Origin of the sequence: Pseudomonas sp. IT-P176 (genome assembly GCF_949767245.1) — a bacterium.
GTDB lineage: Bacteria > Pseudomonadota > Gammaproteobacteria > Pseudomonadales > Pseudomonadaceae > Aquipseudomonas.
This window is the reverse complement of the sequence record NZ_CATKPN010000050.1, coordinates 1-22,873: the sequence shown is the minus strand read 5'-3', so window position 1 is coordinate 22,873 and position 22,873 is coordinate 1. Positions and strand designations below refer to the sequence as shown.

General features: G+C 60.7%; 23 protein-coding genes. 12 read left to right on the top strand and 11 right to left on the bottom strand.

Going from position 1 to position 22,873, the window contains the following annotated elements:
- The first annotated feature begins 163 nt into the window (after positions 1–163).
- Positions 164–1,543: a sodium:solute symporter gene (locus ACM6IP_RS15080; RefSeq protein WP_095170936.1), complete on the top strand. Its 1,380-nt coding sequence runs from the start codon at positions 164–166 to the stop codon at positions 1,541–1,543.
- Positions 1,544–1,753: 210 nt separating this feature from the next.
- On the opposite strand, the gene ACM6IP_RS15075 is transcribed toward ACM6IP_RS15080, so the two are convergent.
- From ACM6IP_RS15075 to ACM6IP_RS15065, 3 genes are all read right to left on the bottom strand, one after another.
- Entirely contained in the window at positions 1,754–1,882 is a 129-nt protein-coding gene (locus tag ACM6IP_RS15075) for a PA1414 family protein (RefSeq protein WP_256562504.1), read from the bottom strand.
- Between the two features lie 139 nt (positions 1,883–2,021).
- On the bottom strand, positions 2,022–2,954 hold the full coding sequence (locus ACM6IP_RS15070) for a DMT family transporter (RefSeq protein ID WP_095170934.1): 933 nt from the start codon (positions 2,952–2,954) through the stop codon (positions 2,022–2,024).
- Between the two features lie 201 nt (positions 2,955–3,155).
- The gene (locus tag ACM6IP_RS15065) at positions 3,156–3,992 is read right to left on the bottom strand and encodes a S1 RNA-binding domain-containing protein (protein WP_095170932.1); all 837 of its coding nucleotides are present in this window, start codon (positions 3,990–3,992) and stop codon (positions 3,156–3,158) included.
- 351 nt (positions 3,993–4,343) lie between these two features.
- Here ACM6IP_RS15065 and ACM6IP_RS15060 point away from each other — a divergent pair, with 351 nt between their 5' ends.
- The 3 genes from ACM6IP_RS15060 to ACM6IP_RS15050 all read left to right on the top strand — a co-directional run bounded on the left by ACM6IP_RS15060 (position 4,344) and on the right by ACM6IP_RS15050 (position 6,264).
- Positions 4,344–4,532: a hypothetical protein gene (locus ACM6IP_RS15060; protein WP_030131898.1), complete on the top strand. Its 189-nt coding sequence runs from the start codon at positions 4,344–4,346 to the stop codon at positions 4,530–4,532.
- 91 nt (positions 4,533–4,623) lie between these two features.
- Positions 4,624–5,340: a TorF family putative porin gene (locus ACM6IP_RS15055; protein WP_159994314.1), complete on the top strand. Its 717-nt coding sequence runs from the start codon at positions 4,624–4,626 to the stop codon at positions 5,338–5,340.
- A gap of 66 nt (positions 5,341–5,406) precedes the next feature.
- Positions 5,407–6,264, top strand: coding sequence for a DUF6279 family lipoprotein (locus ACM6IP_RS15050; RefSeq protein WP_414861769.1), 858 nt, complete (start codon positions 5,407–5,409; stop codon positions 6,262–6,264).
- 31 nt (positions 6,265–6,295) lie between these two features.
- Here the strand turns inward: ACM6IP_RS15050 and ACM6IP_RS15045 are convergent, their stop codons facing one another.
- A complete protein-coding gene (locus ACM6IP_RS15045; protein ID WP_095170926.1) occupies positions 6,296–6,688 on the bottom strand; it encodes a transcriptional regulator in 393 nt (130 codons plus the stop codon).
- Positions 6,689–6,889: 201 nt separating this feature from the next.
- Here ACM6IP_RS15045 and ACM6IP_RS15040 point away from each other — a divergent pair, with 201 nt between their 5' ends.
- Both ACM6IP_RS15040 and ACM6IP_RS15035 read left to right on the top strand, forming a co-directional pair.
- On the top strand, positions 6,890–7,621 hold the full coding sequence (locus ACM6IP_RS15040; protein WP_159994312.1) for a DUF899 domain-containing protein: 732 nt from the start codon (positions 6,890–6,892) through the stop codon (positions 7,619–7,621).
- A 71-nt stretch (positions 7,622–7,692) separates the two neighbouring features.
- The gene (locus ACM6IP_RS15035; protein ID WP_095170923.1) at positions 7,693–7,968 is read left to right on the top strand and encodes a hypothetical protein; all 276 of its coding nucleotides are present in this window, start codon (positions 7,693–7,695) and stop codon (positions 7,966–7,968) included.
- A gap of 193 nt (positions 7,969–8,161) precedes the next feature.
- Here ACM6IP_RS15035 and ACM6IP_RS15030 read toward each other — a convergent pair whose 3' ends face one another.
- On the bottom strand, positions 8,162–9,508 hold the full coding sequence (locus ACM6IP_RS15030; protein WP_414861768.1) for a DEAD/DEAH box helicase: 1,347 nt from the start codon (positions 9,506–9,508) through the stop codon (positions 8,162–8,164).
- 194 nt (positions 9,509–9,702) lie between these two features.
- On the opposite strand from ACM6IP_RS15030, the gene ACM6IP_RS15025 reads away from it, so the two are divergent.
- The gene (locus tag ACM6IP_RS15025; protein WP_095170920.1) at positions 9,703–11,001 is read left to right on the top strand and encodes a mechanosensitive ion channel family protein; all 1,299 of its coding nucleotides are present in this window, start codon (positions 9,703–9,705) and stop codon (positions 10,999–11,001) included.
- A gap of 10 nt (positions 11,002–11,011) precedes the next feature.
- Here the strand turns inward: ACM6IP_RS15025 and ACM6IP_RS15020 are convergent, their stop codons facing one another.
- The 3 genes from ACM6IP_RS15020 to ACM6IP_RS15010 form a co-directional block, all read right to left on the bottom strand.
- Positions 11,012–11,878, bottom strand: a complete 867-nt coding sequence (locus tag ACM6IP_RS15020) for a carboxylate/amino acid/amine transporter (protein WP_095170918.1) — start codon at positions 11,876–11,878, stop codon at positions 11,012–11,014.
- 280 nt (positions 11,879–12,158) lie between these two features.
- Complete coding sequence (locus ACM6IP_RS15015) at positions 12,159–12,758, bottom strand: FMN-dependent NADH-azoreductase (RefSeq protein ID WP_095170916.1); 600 nt, start codon at positions 12,756–12,758, stop codon at positions 12,159–12,161.
- Between the two features lie 149 nt (positions 12,759–12,907).
- The gene (locus ACM6IP_RS15010) at positions 12,908–13,222 is read right to left on the bottom strand and encodes a 3-phosphoglycerate kinase (RefSeq protein ID WP_095170914.1); all 315 of its coding nucleotides are present in this window, start codon (positions 13,220–13,222) and stop codon (positions 12,908–12,910) included.
- A 49-nt stretch (positions 13,223–13,271) separates the two neighbouring features.
- Here ACM6IP_RS15010 and ACM6IP_RS15005 point away from each other — a divergent pair, with 49 nt between their 5' ends.
- From ACM6IP_RS15005 to aqpZ, 5 genes are all read left to right on the top strand, one after another.
- The gene (locus tag ACM6IP_RS15005; protein ID WP_166592111.1) at positions 13,272–14,195 is read left to right on the top strand and encodes a LysR family transcriptional regulator; all 924 of its coding nucleotides are present in this window, start codon (positions 13,272–13,274) and stop codon (positions 14,193–14,195) included.
- A gap of 14 nt (positions 14,196–14,209) precedes the next feature.
- Positions 14,210–15,013 (top strand): alpha/beta fold hydrolase, encoded by an 804-nt coding sequence (locus ACM6IP_RS15000; protein ID WP_095170911.1) that lies wholly within the window; start codon positions 14,210–14,212, stop codon positions 15,011–15,013.
- A 3-nt stretch (positions 15,014–15,016) separates the two neighbouring features.
- Positions 15,017–15,580: a peptidylprolyl isomerase gene (locus ACM6IP_RS14995; protein ID WP_095170909.1), complete on the top strand. Its 564-nt coding sequence runs from the start codon at positions 15,017–15,019 to the stop codon at positions 15,578–15,580.
- 88 nt (positions 15,581–15,668) lie between these two features.
- On the top strand, positions 15,669–17,501 hold the full coding sequence (locus tag ACM6IP_RS14990; RefSeq protein WP_414861767.1) for an ABC transporter ATP-binding protein: 1,833 nt from the start codon (positions 15,669–15,671) through the stop codon (positions 17,499–17,501).
- A 271-nt stretch (positions 17,502–17,772) separates the two neighbouring features.
- Entirely contained in the window at positions 17,773–18,471 is a 699-nt protein-coding gene (gene aqpZ / locus ACM6IP_RS14985; protein WP_095170905.1) for an aquaporin Z, read from the top strand.
- A gap of 20 nt (positions 18,472–18,491) precedes the next feature.
- Here aqpZ and ACM6IP_RS14980 read toward each other — a convergent pair whose 3' ends face one another.
- The 3 genes from ACM6IP_RS14980 to ACM6IP_RS14970 form a co-directional block, all read right to left on the bottom strand.
- Positions 18,492–19,616 (bottom strand): GNAT family N-acetyltransferase, encoded by a 1,125-nt coding sequence (locus tag ACM6IP_RS14980; RefSeq protein ID WP_414861766.1) that lies wholly within the window; start codon positions 19,614–19,616, stop codon positions 18,492–18,494.
- 146 nt (positions 19,617–19,762) lie between these two features.
- On the bottom strand, positions 19,763–21,106 hold the full coding sequence (locus tag ACM6IP_RS14975) for an OprO/OprP family phosphate-selective porin (RefSeq protein ID WP_095170900.1): 1,344 nt from the start codon (positions 21,104–21,106) through the stop codon (positions 19,763–19,765).
- A 272-nt stretch (positions 21,107–21,378) separates the two neighbouring features.
- Positions 21,379–22,500: a beta-ketoacyl-ACP synthase III gene (locus tag ACM6IP_RS14970; RefSeq protein ID WP_159994302.1), complete on the bottom strand. Its 1,122-nt coding sequence runs from the start codon at positions 22,498–22,500 to the stop codon at positions 21,379–21,381.
- Between the last annotated feature and the right edge of the window lie 373 nt (positions 22,501–22,873).

Sequence of the window (22,873 nt, the reverse complement as noted above, 5' to 3'; positions counted from 1 at the left end):
GGCCATTGGCTGGCCTGCAACGAACACTTATCCGCCATGCCGCAAGGGCATGGCGTTGCGGGTTACACCGGTCATGCGCCAAACCGCCTGGCTAACGCACTCCCTTGCGCCGACAGATTGATTATTGCCTCACCATAAAAAAGACAATCGGAGACACGCCATCATGGCTTTAGATTTATTCGTCGTACTCATCTACGCCGCCGCGATGCTGATACTCGGCTACTACGGCATGCGCAAAGCCAAGACCAACGAGGACTTCCTGGTCGCCGGGCGCAACCTCGGCCCGAGCCTGTACATGGGCACCATGGCCGCCACCGTCCTGGGCGGCGCGTCCACCGTGGGCACCGTGCGCCTGGGCTACGTGCATGGCATCTCCGGTTTCTGGCTGTGCGCCGCACTGGGCTGCGGGATCGTGGCGCTGAACCTGTTCCTCGCCAAACCGCTGCTCAAGCTGAAGATCTACACCGTGACCCAGGTCCTGGAAAAACGCTACAACCCGATGGCCCGCTCCGCGAGCGCGATCATCATGCTGGCGTATGCGCTGATGATCGGCGTGACCTCGATCCTGGCGATCGGCACTGTGCTGCAAGTGCTGTTCGGCCTGCCGTTCTGGATCTCGGTACTGCTGGGTGGTGGTGTGGTGGTGATTTACTCGGCCATCGGCGGCATGTGGTCACTGACCCTGACCGACATCGTCCAGTTCGTGATCAAGACCGTGGGCCTGATGTTCATCCTGCTGCCGATCTGCCTGTACCGCGTCGGCGGCTGGGACGAACTGGTGTTGAAACTGCCGGCGTCGAACTTCAGCTTCACGACCATCGGTTGGGACACCATCATCACCTACTTCATGATCTACTTCTTCGGCATCCTGATCGGCCAGGATATCTGGCAACGGGTGTTCACCGTGCGCACTGCCAAAGTGGCCCAGTACGCCGGAACATTCGCCGGGTTCTATTGCATTCTCTACGGCCTGGCCTGTGCCCTGATCGGCATGGCGGCACACGTGCTGATTCCGGACCTGGACAACGTCAACAACGCCTTCGCCGCCATCGTCAAACTGTCGCTGCCTGACGGTATCCGTGGCCTGGTGATTGCCGCAGCCCTGGCTGCCATGATGTCCACCGCCAGCGCCGGCCTGCTTGCCGCCGCCACGACCCTGACCGAAGACCTGCTGCCGAAACTGCGTGGTGGCAAACAGTCGAGCCTGAGAATCAACCGCCTGTTCACCGCACTGACCGGGATTGCCGTACTGGGCATCGCCCTGGTGGTGAACGACGTGATCAGCGCCCTGACCCTGGCCTACAACCTGTTGGTGGGCGGCATGCTGGTACCGCTGATCGGGGCAATTTTCTGGAAACGCGCGACCACCGCCGGTGCCATCGCCAGCATGGGCCTGGGCTTCGTCACCGCCCTGGTGTTCATGTTCAAGGATGGCCTGGATGCCAATACGCCGATCTACTACAGCCTGGCGGTCGGCCTGGTGAGCTTCATCGTGGTCAGCCTGGCGTCCCGTCGCCCGGCCTCCCTGGCCAACGCGATCTGACCCCAGGCCAGACGCCGTACACCTTTCTTCGGCGGGTGCAGCGTCGGTCGCTGCATCCGTTTTTTTTCGTCTGGGGAAAAGTAAATCAGAAGAAAGTGGAGGTTTTCGAGCGGCGGAAAATGGGCCGCAGATGGAGGATCTGCGGCATAGTGATTACGCCTGCTGCGCAGGCGGACGCAGCCTGCGGCAGCTGCTACGACAACATGCGCTTTACCGGCGGCGCGGTTGGCGGCGGCGTTGTTCGTCGTCAGTGCGAATAGGCACGGGTTGCAGAGGTGGTTCGATCAAACCTAGCGCGACACCGAGGTCATGGAGCCAGTTTTGCAATTTCTCTTTCATGGTGCCCCCCTTCAGGGTAATGCCCAGCGACCGGGTTCTGTAAACGCTTCATACAGATAGTAGTCCGAACTCCTACGCAATGCTCGCCTCAGTACGCAAAGATCTGTTACCGAATTGATCCAAATCAACTTGCGCCCGGTCAGTGTTGCCCAAGGGCTTTGCGTAAACGACGGCGAACCCACTGTTCGGCGCTGACAAAGGTGATGCCCAGCAACACCAGCACTGCGCCGATGACAAAGTTGAGGGTTAGTTGTTCGCCGAGCAACAGCACGCCGAACGTGACACCGAACAGCGGCGTCATGAACGAAAACACCGCCAGGTTGGCGGCCAGATAGCGGCGCAACAACCAGAACCAGATCAGGTAACTGCAGAACGACACCACCAACCCCTGGAACAGCACGCTGGTGACCGCCACGGCGCTCAGGTGTACGTGGGTCACCTGGCCGCTGAGTATGGCGATCAGCAACAGGCCGACAAAGCCGACGATCAACTGATAGAACAGGGTCAGGGTCACTGGCGCTTCCGACAGGCGCGAAGCCCGCACCACCACCGTGGTCGCCCCCCAGGCGGCTCCGGCCAATACACCGAGCGCATCGCCCAGCAGCATGCGCCGGTCCAGGTTGTCCCAGGACACGCCCCCGGCAAACGCCACGCCGATGCCAATGAAGGCCAGCAGGATCCCCAGCCATTGCACCGCCCGCAAGCGCTCGCTGGGCAATAGCCAGTGCACGCCCAACGCGGTGAAGATCGGCGCGGTGTAGAGGAACACCGACATGTGCGCCGCGGTGGTCAGTTGCAGGCCTTCGGAAATGAACAGGAACTCCAGGCCGAACAGGCTGCCGGCCAGCAAGCCGCCACGCCAGGTCGCACTGACCTGATTCCAGCCGCCTTTCCAGCAGATCAGCAACCCCACCAGCAACGCCGAGATCCCCGAGCGACCGGCCGCCTGCATCACCGGCGCGATGTCCGCCGCCGCCCACTTGATCATCACCTGCTGGATGCCCCACACCAGGCACAGGCCAAACATCACTTGCAGGGCAAAGCCATCGACACTGCGCCGAGTGGCAATCATCAGGCAACCTCACACAGGGTCGAGGACATGGCAGTTACTCAAAAACCAATGGTGCAATGAACCCATGGAGACATGTAGGAGCGAGCTTGCTCGCGATGGTCGTCAACGAATACGCAATACTTCCTGTAGCTACGCGCAATATATGAGTTCATCGCGAGCAAGCTCGCTCCTACATCATCAAGCCATCACCCAGTTTGAGGGTCAGCTCAGTTCAATGCGGTCCGGGTGAATGACGATCTGGCCGTTCTTGTAGAGCGCGCCGATGGCCTTCTTGAAGTTGCCCTTGCTGACACCGAACAGGCTGCTGATCAGTGCCGGGTCGCTCTTGTCGCTGACCGGCAAGGTGCCGTTGTTGTCACGCAACTTGGCGAGGATCTTCGAGTTCAGGCTGGTGGCGGCCTCTTCTCCGACCGGCTGCAGGCTCAGGCTGATCTTGCCGTCGGCCCGCACTTCCTTGATGAAACCCTTCTCTTCCTTGCCGGCGCGCATGAACTTGAAGATTTCGTTCTTGTGGATCAGGCCCCAGTGCTTGTTGTTGATGATCGCCTTGAAGCCCATGTCGGTCGCTTCGGCCACCAGCAGGTCAACTTCCTGGCCGGGCGTGTAGTTGGCCGGAGTTTTGTCCAGGTAGCGGTCCAGACGCGCAGTCGCGGTGATACGACGGGTGTGCTTGTCGAGATAGACATGCACCACGCAGTATTCACCGGCGGTCATCTGGCGTTTTTCTTCGGAATACGGCAGCAGCAGGTCCTTGGGCAGGCCCCAGTCGAGAAACACGCCGATGCTGTTGACCTCAACCACTTTCAGGCTGGCAAATTCACCGACCTGAACTTTCGGTTTTTCTGTGGTGGCAATGAGTTTGTCATCGCTGTCCAGATAAACAAATACGTTGAGCCAGTCTTCATCTTCGCTGGGAATATCTTTTGGAATATAACGATTGGGCAACAGGATTTCGCCATCCGCGCCGCCGTCCAGATATAAACCGAAGTTAGTGTGTTTAACCACTTGCAAACTGTTGTAGCGCCCGACTAAAGCCATTTCCAATACCCTCATTGCGTGGGCGGCATTCTACCCGTTTTTGCCGCCGCCGTTGGGTGGCCGCAGGACCGGCTGTGAATTTTCCGCTGCAAGGTGCGATTTTCCTGGGTTTGGCCTGGCCGCTCGACCCCGCTCGTCAGGCCAGTTAACCCTCCGTCACACCTGACAAGGTGCCAGACTGACGTTCTTGCACACCCAGGTTGTTATTTAAAACAGTGGCTTAGGGGAATATTTACAACTGCAACTTGGTATTGACCAAGCTTTCCCCCTGGTTATTCCAGAGGATATTTACCAAGCAATTGTCAAGTATTTCCTGTACGATGCCTGGCCAAGTTAATTTTCTACAGGTTAATGGCCGCCATGCGCGTAAAAGCATCCAACAGCAAAGCAAAGCCAGCTCCAGCCGTTGAAACCAGCGAATCGATCAACGACCAGATTGCTGCTTTCCTCAAGTCCGGTGGCGAGATCCAGCAAATTGCCAAAGGCGTCAGCGGCCAGACATTCGGCCCATCCAAGCAGATCACCCTGGGCAAAAAGTAATACCCCCGCGCGTTACCCTGGTCCCTAAGCGCTTTGGCTATCGAAGCGCTAGGACTGGAACACTCCCCGCAGTACCCGTAACCTCCCCCGTATGTTCAAACCGACGATTTTCCTGATCAGCCTGCTGGCTTGCATGCACGCCGACGCGCAGATATTCCAGCGCGAACTCGGTGACTACGACCTCAAGCTAGGCACCAGCCCGAGCCGCAGCATGGCCCAGGGCCTGGTCAAGCCGTCCAGCAGCGGGTCCTTCCATGGCGGCCTGGACCTGAGCCATGACAGCGGCTGGTATGTCGGCCAGTGGGCGCCGAGTATGGGCCTGTCGCCAGCCAGCAACCTGGAGGTCGACTCCTACCTGGGCTTCAAACACCCCTTCGACGAGACCCTGGGCTATGAAGTGGGCATGATCCACTACAGCTACCCGCAACTGGACACCCTCGACAGCCAGGAGTTTTTCGGCGGCCTGACCCTGCTCGGCAGCCGCTTCGGCGCCGCCTTCAGCAACGATCCCGACCGACGCAATAGCACGCTGTTCGCCAATCTCAGTGGTAACGAACCCTTCGGCATCGGGCTCAGCCTCAAGTACACCAGCCACCGGCTAAACAGCCCGGTGTCGATCGCCGACGGCGGTTACATCTCCACCTTCAACGACTGGTCGGTCAAGCTTTCGCGACCGTGGTTGGGCATCGACCTGAACCTGATCTACAGTGATTCAAACCTCAATGGCAACGGGTGCAGCGCCTATTCCGGGCACAACAGCCAATGCGACGGCCTGCTCACCTTCAAGGCTGAACGCTCGTTCTATTGAAGGGCTGAACTGCCACCCGGTTTACGCGTTCAGATACCAGGACAACACCTTCGCAAGGATTGGCCCATGACGCGCTGGTTGCACCACCTGAGTCTGCTCCTGAGCCTGTGCCTGGCACTGACGGCCTGCAACCGTGTGGACCTGGCCTATCGCAACCTCGACGTGCTGATTCCCTGGACGCTCGACGACTACCTGGACATGAACAGCCAGCAGAAGGACTGGCTCGGCACACGCCTCAAGCAAACGCTAAGCTGGCACTGCTCGACCCAGATGCCGGGTTACCTCGAATGGCTGGGCCATCTGCAGCAGATGGTCGCCAGCAACCAGGTCAGCGACAGCGCGTTGCAAAGTCGCACCCTGGAAGCCAGGCAGGCAATCGCCCTGACCGCCCGGCAAATCACCCCCTCGGCGGTTGAGCTGTTGCAGGGCATGAGTGATCAACAGGTCGAGGAGATGAACCAGGCCTTCGCCAAAGACTTGCGTGAACGCCAGGACAAATACCTCAAGCCACCGCTGGCCCAGCAAATCCGTCAACGCGGCGCACGCATGGACAAGCGCCTGAGCGACTGGCTAGGGCCTCTCAATCAAGCGCAGAAAGCACGCGTGGTGGCCTGGTCCACCGCGCTCGGTGAGCAGAACCAGCAATGGATAGCCAACCGCGCCCATTGGCAAGCGCAGTTCAGCGCCGCCATGGCGCAACGCCAGAGCGCCGACTTTGCCCCGCGGATCGAAACCCTGCTGGTAGACCGCGAAAGCCTGTGGACCCCCGCCTACCGCCAGGCCTTCAGCGACACCGAAGCCCAGGCGCGCAGCCTGCTCGTCGACCTCATGGACCAAAGCACAGCCGAGCAACGCCAGCACCTGGTGCAAAAGATTGAAAAGCTGCGCAGCGACTTGAAAGCCCTGAAATGCCTCAAAGCCTGAGCGCAGCCATGACCCTGTGACCGCTAGCCGGTCAGGCGATCTGCGCCTTGCCCGCCACTTCATCAAAGGTCAGCGGATCCAGCCCATCAGCCTGTTCATCCAGCACTTGGCGAGGGTGCTCGTTGCCCGGAATGCTACTGTCGAGCAGGCTCAGCAAGCTCGAACCGCGGGGTGTCAGGATGAAGTTTTCACCATTGCCACCCTGATCCTCAGGGCGCGATTCGATGAAGCCACGGTCCAGCAGCAGCTTTTCATACTCGGTGGCCGTCACCTTCAACTCGTCCAGATTGCCGGTCGACTCGCCTTCGGCAGCCTTGGCTGCGGCGTGCTGTTCGGCGTAGGGGCGCGGGGTAAAGCTGTGGCCAGCGCTATTCTGCACTTCGTGCAACAGCCGTTCGATCAAATCCCAGTTATAAGTCGTCATCCTGATTCAACCTCCAAAACTGCAAGTGAGAGGGTCTGCATAGGTTGTGACCGGTGCGATCGGTAGCCGTTCAGCCGGGATTTTTGCCACTCCCGACCGACGGTATGTCGAATCCCCCGCGCCCAGACGACTAGATGATGCAGGACGGTGCAACCGCGCAGCGCGGATCGACTTTCACCTCAGCAGGCAGGAGAACACAGCATGCACATTCACGATCACCCGGTGGTGTCCCGGGAGCAATGGCTGGCTGCCCGCCGCCAACACCTGGCACACGAAAAAGCCTTCACCCGCGAACGGGACAAGCTCAGCGCCGAGCGCCGCGCCCTGCCCTGGGTGAAAATCGACAAGGGTTATCGCTTCCAGGGCGCAACGGGAGAACTGGGCCTGGCCGACCTGTTTGGCGTTCGCAGCCAACTGGTCATCTACCACTTCATGTATGGCGACGGCTGGGACGAAGGTTGCCCGGGCTGCTCCTTCCTCGCGGACCACATCGACGGCGCCAACCAGCACCTGTCTCACCATGACGTGGCCCTGGTGGCGGTGTCCCACGCGCCGCTGGCGCAGTTACAGGCCTTCAAACAGCGCATGGGCTGGAAGTTCGACTGGCTGTCGTCAGAAGGTTGCGATTTCAACTACGACTTCGGCGTCTCGGCCCGCGCGGAAGAGCTGGCGGCCGGCTCCGCAACCTACAACTACGAAAAGTCCGACAGCGCCGAAGAAGAACTCCCCGGCCTCAGTGTGTTTTATCGCAACGAAACCGGCGAGATTTTCCATACCTACTCCACCTACGCCCGCGGCCTGGACTTGCTGGTGGGTGCCTACAACTACCTGGACCTGACGCCCAAGGGGCGTAATGAAGAGCAGATCATGGAATGGGTGCGCCATCACGACCGCTACGAGGAGACGGCTGGCGCCAGTTGCTGCCACTCATGACAACCGGCTGAACTTTTCCCCGAGGCCGGCCCTCAACCGGGTACCCAAGAACGGCACCGGAGGCCCACCCGATGAACAGCCTGCTGAAATTGACCCTTGTCGCCACACTGTGCAGCGCCCTGCCCGCCTGGGCCTGTACCCCGGAAGAAGCCACGGCCAAACGTGAGCAACTGGCCCAGCGCGTGGCCACGCTCACCGAGCAGAACCCGACCAAGGCCAAGGAAATCAACGACGAGTTGCAGAAAATGGACCTGGGCACCGCTGCCGCGGACCTACCGGACAAGTGCCAGTTGATTGACCAGCGGCTCAAGGAACTGGATAGCGCAGAGAAGAAGGCCGACGGTTGATCGCGGGGCAGATTCTGAGGCTGATCAGTCAGGGAGATACGGCCAGCCCCTGTGGGAGCGAGCCTGCTCGCGATGGACGTGAACGATAACGCGGGGTTTCAGTCACCACGCGGCGCTCTCAAGTTCATCGCGAGCAGGCTCGCTCCTACACCAGAGCGCCCGGTCCGGGTTTTTATCGTCTCAGCGCAGCGCGTTATTCCGCCGCTGGAGCTTCCGGCTTGCGGCGCTTGAGCGGGGCCATGCCGTCCTTGCTGACCAGCGACAGGGCGTCGGTCTTCGGTCGGTTGGCGATCTTGCGCTTGGTTGGTGCCTTGGCGGCTGACTTCTTCTTGTCACCCTTGGCGTCAGTCTTTTTCTTCTTCACGCCAACGGCTTTGCCCGAAGCCTTGACCTTTTTCGGTCCGCCGTAGGTGCCTTTGACTTCCTTGATGGTGCGGCGCTCGAAGCTCTGCTTGAGGTAGCGCTCAATGCTCGACATCAGGTTCCAGTCGCCGTGGCAGATCAGCGAGATCGCCAGGCCATCGTTACCGGCACGCCCGGTACGACCGATACGGTGCACGTATTCGTCGCCGCTGCGTGGCATGTCGAAGTTGATCACCAGGTCCAGGCCGTCCACGTCCAGGCCGCGAGCGGCTACGTCGGTAGCCACCAGGATCTTCACCCCGCCCTGCTTCAGACGGTCGATCGCCAGCTTGCGGTCCTTCTGGTCTTTCTCACCGTGCAAGACAAACGCCTTGTACTCCTGCGCCACCAGGCGGCCGTAGATACGGTCGGCCATGGCCCGGGTGTTGGTGAAGACGATGGCCTTCTGGTAGGTCTCGTTGGCCAGCAGCCAGTTGACGATCTGTTCTTTGTGCTGGTTGTGGTCAGCGGTGATGATTTGCTGGCGAGTGGTCGCATTCAGCTGGCTGACCGCATTGAGCTGCAGGTGCTCAGGGTTGTTCAGCACCTTGGCGATCATCTCGCGCAGGCCCGAACCGCCGGTGGTGGCGGAGAACAGCATGGTCTGCTGACGGTTGGTGCACTCGTCGACCAGGCGCTGGACATCTTCGGAGAAGCCCATGTCGAGCATACGGTCGGCTTCGTCGAGCACCAGCACTTCAACTTCTTTCAAGTCGAGGTTGCCGGCGTTCAGTTGCTCGATCATCCGCCCCGGCGTACCGATCAGGATGTCCGGCACCTTGCGCAGCATGGCGGCCTGGACCTTGAAGTCTTCACCGCCGGTGATCAGGCCGGACTTGATGAAGGTGAACTGCGAAAAGCGTTCCACTTCCTTCAGGGTCTGCTGGGCCAGCTCACGGGTCGGCAACAGGATCAGAGTCTTGATGCTGACACGGACTTTCGCCGGGCCGATCAAGCGATGGAGGATCGGCAGGACAAACGCAGCGGTCTTGCCGCTACCGGTTTGCGCCGTCACCCGCAGGTCACGCCCTTGCAGCGCGAGCGGGATAGCCGCTGCCTGCACAGGCGTTGGCTCGACAAATTTAAGCTCGGCCACGGCTTTGAGCAGGCGTTCGTGCAGGGCGAATTGGGAAAACACGGGTGCTACCTCGAAGAAATACAAAAAATCAGCTGCATAGGGTAACGGTTTCGAGCGCTCAGGCCGAGTTTCTTTATGCAAACGGTCGCAAACAGTGGGTATTTTATTAGCTGATTTGTCGTAAAACCGAACCCGACTCCGCTTAAATGCTCTAATCGACCCCGTCCTGACCTACAGAAGAATCGTTTTAGCTTATGGATCTCAAACAGCTCTGGCTCAATACCCAAGAACTCTGGACCGCGCTGGAGCAACACCCGCGCGTGTACTCCGGCCTGGCATTGCTGATGTTGCTGGCGGTGGCGCTGGTCGTCGGACGAGTGGCGCGCTACCTGATCCTGCACGCCGTCAAGTTGCTCGGCCGGCAGCCGGCCATGCATTGGCTCAATGACTTGCTCAACAACAAGGTGTTCCACCGCCTGGCCCAGATGACCCCGTCGCTGGTGGTTCAGTTCGGCCTCAACCTGATCCCCGAACTGAACAAGATCACCCGCAATTTTCTCGACAACGTGGCCCTGGCGTTCACCATCCTGTTCCTGGTGCTGGCCATCAGCGCCCTGCTAAACGCGCTGCTGGACATCTACGCGCGCACCGAGCACGCCCGGACCCGCTCGATCAAAGGGTATGTGCAACTGGCGAAGATGGTGCTGTTCGTGTTCGGTGCGATCATCATCGTCGCGACCCTGATCGACCGCTCGCCATTGCTGCTGCTGTCTGGCCTGGGCGCCATGTCGGCGGTGATCTTGTTGGTCTACAAGGACACCCTGCTGTCGTTCGTCGCCAGCGTGCAACTGACCAGCAACGACATGCTGCGGGTCGGCGACTGGATCGAAATGCCCCAGGTCGGCGCCGATGGCGATGTGGTGGACATCACCCTGCACACGGTCAAGGTGCAGAACTTCGACAAGACCATCGTCTCGATCCCGACCTGGCGCCTGATGTCCGAGTCTTTCAAGAACTGGCGCGGCATGCAGGCCTCCGGGGGGCGGCGGATCAAGCGCAGCCTGTTCATTGATGCCAGCGGCGTGCGTTTCATTACCGATGATGAAGAACAGCGCTTGACCCGTATCCACCTACTCACCGACTACATGACGCGCAAACAGGCCGAACTCAAGGCCTGGAACGAGGCCCAGGGCAACGTCGCGGCGATGTCCGCCAACCGCCGACGGATGACCAACATCGGCACTTTCCGCGCCTACGCGCTGGCCTATCTGAAAAGCCATGCGCAGATCCAGCCGAACATGACCTGCATGGTCCGCCAGATGCAGACCACTGCCCAGGGCGTGCCACTGGAAATCTATTGCTTTACCAGCACCACCGCCTGGGCCGATTACGAGCGCATCCAAGGCGACATCTTCGACTACCTGTTGGCGGTGCTGCCGGAGTTTGGCCTGAGCCTGTACCAGCAACCGAGCGGCAACGACCTGCGGGCCGGGATCCTGCCGGCGGTGCTGGGGGCCAGTCACATCACGCCGCAGGAACAACAGCGCGGGTAAATGCCCAACCTCAGGTGGCGGTGGCCGGTTGGCGAATGCCCAACCGGCTGATCCACACCGCCGCCAGTATCACCAACCCGCCCAACAGCAGCCGCCCCAGTTCTTCGTGCTGGTTCCAGATCAGCAGGTTGAGCAGCAAGCCCACCGGCACGTGCAGGTTGTTCATTACCGCCAGGGTCCCGCCGTTGACCAGGCAGGCGCCCTTGTTCCACCAGTACAGGCCCAGCGCCGTCGACACCAGCCCGAGAAACAGCAGCACGGCCCATTGCAGCGGGGCTTCGGGCAGGAAGTTGCTTTTGCCGAACATCAGGAACGCGGGCAACACCACCAGCAAGGCGCCTAGGTAGAAATAGCCAAATCGTCGGTAGTGCGGCAGGTCACTGGGGTGCCGCGCCACCAGGTGCTTGTACATCACCTGCCCCGCGGCGAAGGTGAAGTTGGCCAGTTGCAGCAGCAGGAAGCCCATGAGGAAGTCGGGGCTGATGCGGTCGTAGCGGATCACCGCGGCACCCAGCACCGCCACCAGCGCTGCCACCAGTGCCCAGGGGTTGAAACGGCGGTTCAGCGCGTCTTCGATCAAGGTCACGTGCAGGGGAGTAAGGATAGTGAACAGCAGCACTTCCGGCACCGTCAGCACTCGAAAGCTCAGGTACAGGCAGACGTAGGTCACGCCGAACTGCAAGGCGCCGATCACCAGCATCCCGCGCATGAACGCCGGTTCCACCGAGCGCCAGCGGGTCAGCGGAATGAACACCAGCCCGGCCAGGACCACCCGCACCAGCACCGCAAAGTAGCTGTCGACGTGACCGGCCAGGTATTCGCCGATCAAGCTGAAGGAAAACGCCTGGATCAGCGTGACAAAAAGTAGATAGCCCATGTTCGCCTCATTTTTCAATGGCGGCGACGATAACGGGTTTTGGGCCTGATCGCGAACACCCAACCAACACAAACCTTGTGGGACAAACCGGCTTGCACAACTGGTACACGCTGGCCACCCGGCAAACTCCAGGCAAAAAAAAGCCCGATCTCGCTAAAGCGTGCAATCGGGCGGGAGCACTCAGGAGCAACAAGTGCAAAGGGAGGTTCGATGCGCATGCAACCTTGAAGGGGTACGCCAGTTCACTAGACCATCCAGCGATTATCTGGCGATTAACATATCAAGCCACTTTGGCCAGCTTGGCGTTAGCCTGGTCCAGGCCCTTGGCCTGGAAGTCGCCACCCAGGTTCATGCCTTCGGCATGAATAAAAGTGACGTCGTGGATACCGATGAAGGCCATGACCTGACGCAGGTAGGGTTCCTGGTGATCGCTGTTGCTGCCAGCGTAGATCCCGCCGCGAGCGGTCAGCACATAGGCACGCTTGCCGCTGAGCAAGCCTTGCGGGCCGGTGGCGGTGTACTTGAAGGTAACCCCGGCACGCAGCACATGGTCGAGCCAGGCCTTGAGGGTGCTGGGGATCGCGAAGTTGTACATCGGCGCGGCCATTACCAGGACATCGGCGGCCAACAGTTCGTCGGTCAGCAGGTTGGAGCGCTCCAGCGAAGCCTGTTCGCTGTCAGTGCGCTGCTCGGCAGGCTTCATCCAGCCACCCAGCAGGTTGGCATCCAGGTGCGGGACCGGCTGGCTCGCCAAGTCGCGGACGCTGATCGAGTCGGCCGGATGTGCGGCCTGCCACTGCTCGATGAAGGTCTGGGTCAGTTGACGGGATACCGAGTCTTGCTGGCGGGCACTGCTTTCGATGATCAGAACGCGGGACATGGGATGTAGCCTCCATCGGTGAATGCTGTAAGTCGATGGAGTGGAGATTAAACAGAGTCATATCGATGAAAAAGCGCAAATAACTGCTATAACCCATCAATAAATTCGTTTATAAGCACGTATGCTCAACCACAGCGTCCCGCTGCCCATCATTTCGGGGTACAGGTCACCGTGAGGTAGAGCTTGATGATCTTGCGGCTGAACTTGGCCGACAGCTCGGCGCTGCGCCCCGGCTCGACACTGACTCGGCGGGTGCGTGGAGACTCCGGGCCATTGCGGAAGATCACCTTGCAGTCGGCAGCTTTATCGCCGTAGTTGTTCAGGGTAATGGAGCCCATGTCGTAGTCGGTGGCGTAGGTGGTGTAGTCAATCTTCAGATCATTGAGGTGTTTTTCAACATCGATGGGATAGGCAAACGCACTCAACGGCAACATCGCCAGCAGCACACAACAGATTTTTTTCATTCGGCAGCCTCCAATGGAAGCCGCCAGCTTAGGACAAGAGGAGCCCATCATGAAAGCGCCCCGCGTGACCCTTGATCAATGGCGCACGCTGCAGGCGGTGGTCGACCACGGCGGATTCGCTCAGGCGGCCGAAGTGCTGCACCGCTCGCAATCGTCCGTCAGCTATACCGTAGCGCGCATGCAGGATCAGCTCGGCGTGCCGCTGCTGCGCATCGACGGGCGCAAAGCGGTGCTGACCGAGGCCGGTGGCGTGCTGTTGCGGCGTTCGCGGCAACTGGTCAAGCAGGCCAGCCAGCTGGAAGACCTGGCCCACCACATGGAGCAAGGCTGGGAGGCTGAGGTGCGGCTGGTGGTCGACGCTGCCTACCCCAGTGCCCGGCTGGTCCGCGCGCTCACCGCGTTCATGCCGCAAAGCCGAGGTTGCCGCGTGCGCTTGCGCGAAGAAGTGCTGTCCGGGGTCGAAGAGGTGCTGCTCGAAGGCGTGGCCGACCTGGCCATCTGTGGATTCAGCATTCCCGGCTATCTCGGGGCAGAGTTGAGCGATGTCGAATTTGTCGCCGTGGCCCACCCCGAGCACTCCTTGCACCGACTCAATCGCGAGTTGAACTTCCAGGACCTGGAAAGCCAGTTGCAAGTGGTGATCCGCGACTCCGGCCGGCAGCAGCCACGCGACGTCGGCTGGCTGGGTGCCGAGCAGCGCTGGACCGTCGGCAGCCTGGCCACCGCAGCCACCTTCGTCAGCAGCGGCCTGGGGTTTGCCTGGCTGCCGCGACACCTGATCGAGCGTGAACTCAAGGAAGGCGTGCTCAAGCTGCTACCGTTGGACCAGGGTGGCAGCCGCAACCCCAGTTTCTATCTCTACTCAAACAAGGACAAACCCTTGGGTCCGGCCACGCAGATCCTCATCGAACTGCTGCGCACCTTCGACACCGCGCCGCTGGATGCCCCGTTCGCCGCCCCAGAACAAGCCTGACAAGGAGTTGCGCCATGGCCTATTTCGAGCATGAAGGTTGCACCCTGCACTACGAGGAGTATGGCCACGGCACACCGTTGCTGCTGGTGCACGGACTGGGCTCGAGCACCCTGGACTGGGAGCAGCAGATTCCCCAGCTCGCGGCACACTATCGGGTGATCGTCCCCGATGTGCGCGGCCATGGCCGTTCCGACAAACCCCGCGAGCGCTACAGCATTGCCGGCTTCAGCGCCGACCTGGTGGCCTTGATCGAACACCTCAACCTTGGCCCGGCCCACCTGGTGGGACTGTCCATGGGCGGGATGATCGGTTTTCAGTTGGCGGTAGATCAACCGGCGTTGCTCAAGAGCCTGTCTATCGTCAACAGCGCACCCCAGGTCAAGCTGCGCAGTGCCGATGATTACTGGCAATGGTTCAAGCGCTGGAGCCTGATGCACGTGCTGAGCCTGGGCACCATCGGCAAAGCCCTGGGCGCCAAGCTGTTCCCCAAGCCAGAACAGGCTGGGCTGCGGCAAAAGATGGCCGAGCGCTGGGCAAAAAACGACAAACGTGCTTATCTCGCCAGCTTCAACGCCATTGTTGGCTGGGGGGTTGAGGAACGACTGTCACGAGTGACCTGTCCAACCCTGGTCATCAGCGCCGACCGCGACTACACCCCGGTGGCGCTCAAGGCGGCCTATGTCAAACTGCTGCCCGATGCACGCCTGGTGGTGATCGACGATTCCCGCCACGCCACCCCGCTGGATCAGCCACACCGCTTCAACCAAACCCTGCTTGAGTTTTTAACCACAGTCGACACCACTACCCAGGATCACTGACCCATGCTGAAAAAAATCGCCCTCGTGGCCGGCTCCGTACTGTTCGCCGCCAACCTGATGGCCGCCGAAGCAGCCAAGGCTCCCCATGTACTGCTGGAGACCACCAACGGTCAGATCGAAATCGAACTGGACCCGGTCAAGGCGCCGATCAGTACCAAGAACTTCCTTGAGTACGTCGACAGCGGCTTCTACACCAACACCATTTTCCACCGGGTGATCCCGGGCTTCATGGTCCAGGGCGGTGGCTTCACCCCACAGATGGCGCAGAAAGACACCAAGGCACCAATCAAGAACGAAGCCAGCAACGGCCTGCACAACGTGCGTGGCACCCTGTCGATGGCCCGTACGTCCAATCCGGACTCGGCCACCAGCCAGTTCTTCATCAACGTCGCCGACAATGATTTCCTCAATCCGGGCCGCGATGCCGGCTACGCGGTCTTCGCCAAAGTGGTCAAGGGCATGGACGTCGTCGACATCATCGTCAACTCGCAAACCACCACCAAACAAGGCATGCAGAACGTGCCGATCGACCCGGTGCTGATCAAGTCGGCCAAGCGCATCGACTAAGCTGTACAGGGCGTCCTGAGCGGCAGCGGATGGTTGATCGCGCCGCTCGCATCAAAAAAAGGAGAGCCCGTACGCGGGCGTTTGACTGATGCTCTATCGCCGCTTCGAAAAACTCATCGATATCTTCCGTGAAGCCCCGACGGCGGCCCCGCCCGACCAGGTGCTGCCCTTCTATACCTACTACCTGCGCCAGGTCTGGCCCAGCTTCGTCGCGCTGCTGGTGGTGGGCCTATTTGCCGCGTTGGTCGAAGTGGCGCTGTTCAGCTACCTGAGCCGGATCATCGACCTCGCCCAGGGCACACCGAATGCCGACTTCTTCAAGGTGCACGGTGCCGAGCTGGCCTGGATGGCCGTGGTTGCCCTGATTCTGCGGCCAGTGTTTGTCGGCCTGCACGACCTGCTGGTGCACCAGACCCTGAGCCCCGGCATGACCAGCATGATCCGCTGGCAGAACCACAGCTACGTGCTCAAGCAGAGCCTGAATTTCTTCCAGAACGACTTCGCCGGGCGCATCGCCCAGCGCATCATGCAAACCGGTAACTCACTGCGCGACTCCGCGGTGCAAGCCGTGGATGCGTTGTGGCACGTGCTGATCTATGCCATCAGCTCGCTGGTGCTGTTCGCCGAGGCCGACTGGCGCCTGATGATCCCGCTGCTGACCTGGATCGCCGCGTACATCGCCGCCCTTTGCTACTTCGTGCCCCGGGTCAAGGAGCGCTCGGTGGTGTCGTCCGATGCTCGTTCCAAACTCATGGGGCGGATCGTCGACGGCTACACCAACATCACCACCCTCAAACTGTTCGCCCACACCAATTTCGAACAGCAGTACGCCCGCGAGGCAATCGCGGAACAGACCGAAAAATCCCAGTTGGCCGGCCGTGTGGTCACCAGCATGGACGTGGTCATCACCACCATGAACGGCTTGTTGATCGTCGGCACCACCGGCCTGGCGTTGTGGCTGTGGACCCAGTCGCTGATCTCGGTGGGGGCGATTGCCCTGGCCACCGGCCTGGTGATCCGCATCGTCAACATGTCGGGCTGGATCATGTGGGTGGTCAACGGCATTTTCGAAAACATCGGCATGGTCCAGGACGGCCTGCAGACTATCGCCCAGCCGATCAGCGTGACCGACCGCGAACCGGCGCCCCGCCTGGAAGTGACTCGTGGCGAAGTGCGCTTCGAGCACGTGGCGTTCCACTATGGAAAAAAAAGCGGAATCATCAGCGACCTCAACCTGGTCATCCAGCCCGGTGAGAAGATCGGCTTGATCGGCCCATCGGGCGCTGGCAAATCGACCCTGGTCAACCTGCTGCTGCGCCTGTACGACGTGCAGGCCGGGCAGATCCTGATCGACGGCCAGAACATCGCCCACGTCGCCCAGGAAAGCCTGCGCGAGCGGATTGGCATGATCACCCAGGACACCTCGCTGCTGCACCGCTCGATCCGCGACAACTTGCTGTACGGCAAACCTGACGCCAGCGACGCCGAACTCTGGGAGGCGGCGCACAAGGCCCGCGCCGATGAATTCATCCCGCTGCTGTCGGACGCCGAAGGGCGGAGCGGCTTCGACGCTCACGTCGGTGAGCGCGGGGTGAAACTGTCCGGCGGCCAGCGCCAACGGATCGCCATCGCCCGGGTGCTGCTCAAGGATGCGCCGATCCTGATCATGGACGAAGCGACCTCGGCCCTCGACTCGGAAGTCGAAGCAGCAATCCAGGAAAGCCTGGAAACCCTGATGCAGGGCAAAACGGTGATCGCCATCGCCCACCGCCTCTCCACCATCGCCCGCATGGACCGCCTGGTAGTCCTGGAAAACGGCCAGATCGCCGAAAGCGGCACCCACGCCGAACTGCTCGCCCACGGCGGCTTGTATGCACGGCTGTGGCAGCACCAGACCGGAGGATTTGTCGGCATCGATTGAAATCGTAGCGAGCTGGCTTGCCCGCGATGGCGCCAGCACAGCCAACATCAATGACGCCTGACACACTGCCATCGCGAGCAGGCTCGCTCCCACAAACGCTGCTCGATATGCCCCCACAACCCACCAAAGCCCTTTACTCAGAGCCTCTGGGGTTTTTCCTCACACTGGCATTCCAGAAAAACCCTGCTTCACTCAGCAAAGGTTCTGGAGATGGTTCTGTAGTCCATCTGCGGAGGCACAAGGCAGCGTTAACTCGAAAGGGCACACTCTCATGTCTCTGTTAAAACGTTCGGCTACAGAGTTGGTAGGTACGTTCTGGCTGGTTTTGGGTGGTTGCGGCAGTGCGGTGCTGGCGGCGGGTTTTCCCGAGGTGGGCATCGGCCTGCTGGGGGTATCACTGGCGTTTGGCCTGACGGTGCTGACCATGGCCTTTGCCATCGGCCACATCTCCGGTTGCCACCTCAACCCGGCAGTATCCCTCGGGCTGGTGGTCGGCGGACGCTTCCCGGCCAAGGAACTGCCGGCCTACGTCATCGCCCAGGTGCTCGGCGGGATCATCGCTGCCGCCCTGCTCTACTTCATCGCCAGCGGCAAACCCGGCTTCGAACTGGCCAGCGGCCTGGCTTCCAACGGCTACGGTGAACACTCCCCCGGCGGCTACTCGATGGCCGCAGGTTTTGTCACTGAGCTGGTGATGACCGCGATGTTCATCCTGATCATCCTCGGTGCCACCGACAAGCGTGCACCCGCAGGCTTTGCCCCGATCGCCATCGGCCTGGCACTGACCCTGATTCACCTGATCTCGATCCCGGTCACCAACACCTCGGTCAACCCGGCACGCAGCACCGGACCGGCGCTGATTGTCGGCGGCTGGGCGATCCAGCAACTGTGGCTGTTCTGGCTGGCACCACTGCTGGGCGCGGTGATTGGCGGCGTGGTCTATCGCTGGCTGGGCAAAGAGGACAACTGAGCGGCGCGCTGACGCGAGGATCAGCCTTGTCGATAAGGCAAGGCGCTCCTCGCTTCCTCGGCATACCCCAGCACCCCGACGCGCTCACGCGCCAGGAAGTCCTGCACCGCCGACTTGAGTCCAGGGTGACGCAAGTAATGCCAGGAATGGGTGATCACCGGTTCAAAACCACGAATCAGCTTGTGCTCGCCCTGGGCACCGGCATCAAAGCGCTGGAACCCATTGGCAATCGCATAGTCCATGCCCTGATAAAAGCAGGTCTCGAAGTGCAGGCGATCGAACTCCGCCAGGCAGCCCCAGTAACGACCATAAAAACTATCGCCGCCCACCAGGCTGAAAGCCATGGCCACCGGCCGTGAACCTTGCTTGGCCAACACCACACGAATGGCTTGCGGCATACGCTCGGCCAGCAGGCTGAAAAACTCCCGGGTCAGGTAGGGTGTCTGCCGGCGCACGGCGTAAGTATTGGCGTAGCAGGCATAGACAAAATCCCACTGCACCTCATCAAGTTGCCTCCCCTCCAGCCATTCAAACTCGATGCCCTGCCCCGCCACCTGCTCACGCTCCTTGCGCATCTGCTTGCGCTTGCGCGAACTGAGCACATCGAGAAAGTCCTGGAAGTCCCGGTAGCCGCGATTCTGCCAGTGATACTGGCAGCCGATGCGCTGCAACCAGCCCGGTTGCTGGGCCAGGGCGGCGTCGGTAAAAGCATCGGTGAAATTGATATGGGCGCTGGAGAGTTCTTCGATCTCCAGATACCCCGCCAAGCTCTTGAGTAACTCGACACCATCCTGCCCATCGGCCGCGAGCAAGCGCGGGCCACTGACCGGACTGAACGGCACGGCGCTCAGCAGCTTGGGGTAATAGGCGATTCCCGCACGCTCACAGGCATCGGCCCAGGCGTGGTCGAACACGTACTCGCCATAGGAGTGCCATTTGCGGTAACTGGGCAATGCTGCCAGCAAGCGACCGTCTTCGATGTGCAGCAGGTGTTCCGGCTGCCAGCCCGAGTGCGGGCCGAGGCTGGCACTGTCTTCCAGGCTGCTGAGAAAAGCATGCCGCAGAAACGGCTGAGTGTCGGGTACCAGGGCGTCCCACTCTGTCGGCGCAATGGCGGACAGACTGTCCAAAACATGTAACGGCATTCTGTTCCCCGCAGGCACAACCCCAAGACCTGCCGAGTATCGCCCATCCCTGAGGCTTGCCGAAATAAAAAAAACCCCGCCGAGGCGGGGGAAACGAAAGGAGCTTTAACGGATGAAGTAAGAGCTCGTGCTGCGGGTGCTGCGATTTAGAACACGTATTGCGCGCGGACCACGAAACCGTCGCCGTTGTCATCGCCAGTGCGCTGTGCCGGGGTCGTACCGCTGGCTGCGGTGGCGTTGGTGACCTTCTCGGTCTTGGCGTTGAGGTAGGCCGCGGAGATCTTCACTGCTTCGTTGGCGTACCAGTTGACACCCAGGGTGTGCACCTTGGCTTCGGCATCGCCGACGTCTCGGGTCAGGGTGGCGGTGGTGATGTTGTCGTCTTCGACGGTCAGGCTGTCGTAGCGATAGAACACTTCCCAGGCACCAATCGACTTGTTGGCCGGCTTGATTGCGTCGAACTTGCCGACTTTATAGCCGCGCGATTCGCCAGTCAGGGTGTAGGCGCCCTGTACGTAGAAGCCGTGGCCCTTGATGTCTTCATAGGCGCTGTCGTCGGCCTTGGTCTTGCGGGTAACGTATTCACCCTGGATCGAGGCTGGGCCCATGGCGAAGGCCGCTTCCAGACCCAATGCGTCGTCGCGGTCGAAAGAACCGGCTGGCGACGAGGAGCTGCCACCCAGCACCGGACGGTTGCCGTTGCTGCCCGCATCGTTGCCGCCCAGGGTTTCCACGCCACGCATGCCCATCCGGGTGCGATAACGGGAGTCGAAGGCCGTATCCGAGACATCACGCGACGCCAGGTTCAGACCGAAGTGCAGGACATTGCCGGCATCGTGCATCGGGGCGAAGACAAAACGTCCGTTGACCTGCTTGACGCTGTTGCCGTCGGTGTCGTCGGTGTCCTTGCTGAACACGCCGGCGGAGGCATAGAACGACTCGGCAAAGGTGCTCGAGGCTTGCAGGCCCAGGCCATTCTGGTGACCGTTGGCCCAGTCGACCATGTCATAGGCCATGTTGCGCTCTGGCGCGGTGACCCACTTGGAGCTGGTGGCTTTTTCCAGGCCGAAGTCCGGGTCAAAACGACCGACCTTGATCGACACCGGCTTGAAGCCGTTGTAGGCCAGGGACGCTTCGTCGAAGTAGCCGTTGTCGGAGTCGCCGCTGTTGTGGGAGAAGTCGTAGCTGACGGTGTAGGCCCAGTCGGTGTAGAGCACACCGGACAGTTCCAGGAACGCGCGACGCAGGTAGGCCGCATCCGCAGTGTCACCATTCTTGGTGTAGATGCCGTCGAACTGGCTGTAGTCCGCCTGCACGCGGCCGCCCAGTTTGAAGCTGAATTCTTTATCGGTGGTTGCGACCTCGAGGCCGCCCTTGGTCTTGACTACGATATCAGCGCCGTCAGAGGTGACGGTGCCAGCGAAAGCCTGGGCGGTCACTGCCATGGCCAGTGCGCTGGCAGCAAAACCGGCGAAGTGCTTACGGATCATCGAAGAGTTCCCCTAATTGGTGGTCTAAAGCTGGAAACACGCGGTTCAGGCCCGCTTGTGTTGGGAGGGAATCTTGGCGAGGACGTATTGCAGGCAAGTTGCCATTAGATAAAGATTTGATGACAACGGAACTTTTTTACTTCGAATCGAAATAAATCTGCTACGCGTCGTCGAGCGGGCTGAGAGCCGCGAGATAGGGCGATTACGAGGGAGGCAAAGCGACAGCCTGCAGTGCGACTGCAGGCTGTGGGGGGCATTTTGCTAACGCAGGATCAGCGTTTGCGCAGAATCACGCTGCCGATCGAGTAACCGGCGCCAAACGAGCTGAGCACCGCCAGGGAGCCGGCAGGCAGATCATCCTGATGCTTGTGAAAAGCAATCACCGAACCGGCCGAGCTGGTGTTGGCGTAAGTGTCGAGGATCACCGGTGCCTCTTCTTCCGTGGCTTCACGGCCCAGCAGCTTCTTGACGATCAGGTGGTTCATGCTGAGGTTGGCCTGGTGCAGCCAGAAACGCTTGACGTCGCTGACGTTCAGGTTGTTCTCCTGCAGGTGGCTGCCCACCAGCTCCGCGACCATCGGGCAAACGTCACGGAACACCTTGCGGCCTTCCTGGACGAACAGTTTGTCGCGGGCACCGATGCCCTCTTCTGCTGCGCGGTTGAGGAAGCCGAAGTTGTTGCGGATGTTGTTGGAGAACTTGGTCAACAGCTTGGTGCTGACCACATCGAACTGGTACGGGGAGGTCGCCAGGTCCGCACGTTCGATGATCACCGCCGTGGCGGCATCACCGAAGATGAAGTGGCTGTCGCGGTCACGGAAGTTCAGGTGACCGGTGCAGACTTCCGGGTTGACCATCAGGATGGCCCGGGCCTGGCCCAGTTGCACGCTGTTGGCGGCGGCCTGGATGCCGAAGGTGGCCGAGGAGCAGGCCACGTTCATGTCAAACCCGAACCCCTGGATGCCCAAGGCTTCCTGAACTTCGATGGCAATGGCCGGATAGGCGCGCTGCAGGTTGGAGCAGGCGACGATTACCCCGTCGATGTCCGCGGCGGTCTTGCCGGCACGTTGCAGGGCTTGTTCGGCAGCGCCGATGGCCATCTGGCAGAGCACCGACCATTCGTCGTTGGAGCGCTCAGGCAGGCGTGGCGCCATGCGCGCGGGATCGAGAATGCCTTCCTTGTCCATGACAAAGCGGCTCTTGATCCCGGAAGCTTTTTCGATAAAGGCAGCGCTGGACTCGGTCAGCGCCTCGACTTCGCCACGCTCGATGGCCTGGGCGTTTTCGGCGTTGAACTGGGCGACGTAAGTATTGAAAGACTGCACCAGCTCTTCGTTGGAGATGCTGTTGGCCGGGGTATACAGGCCGGTGCCGCTGATGACGACGTTATGCATGCTCGTTTCTCTAATCTGTTCAGGCAGAAAGCATTGGCACCGACGTACCAATACATAAATGGTCGTATCCCGTCAGTGGGCATCGACCTGGCGTCGCTTTATTCCGATCCGTCCTGGCCTGCAGACACGCAAAACCGCGGGACCGGCGTTTATAGGCGCGAAGTTTGCCATAAACCTCGGGGTTTGGCCCTATTGGCTGGATCAAACGGCCATCGACCCAACACTTTGCCGGTGGGAGCGGGCTTGCCCGCGATGGGCATAGGTATCTACGTGGACTTGCTCCCGTGGCGGCCTCTGGGCCGACCGGGGTGTGGGATTAGGCCGAGTACATATCCATTTCTTCGGTAACGGCCACCTATGGTTCCGCTCTTAC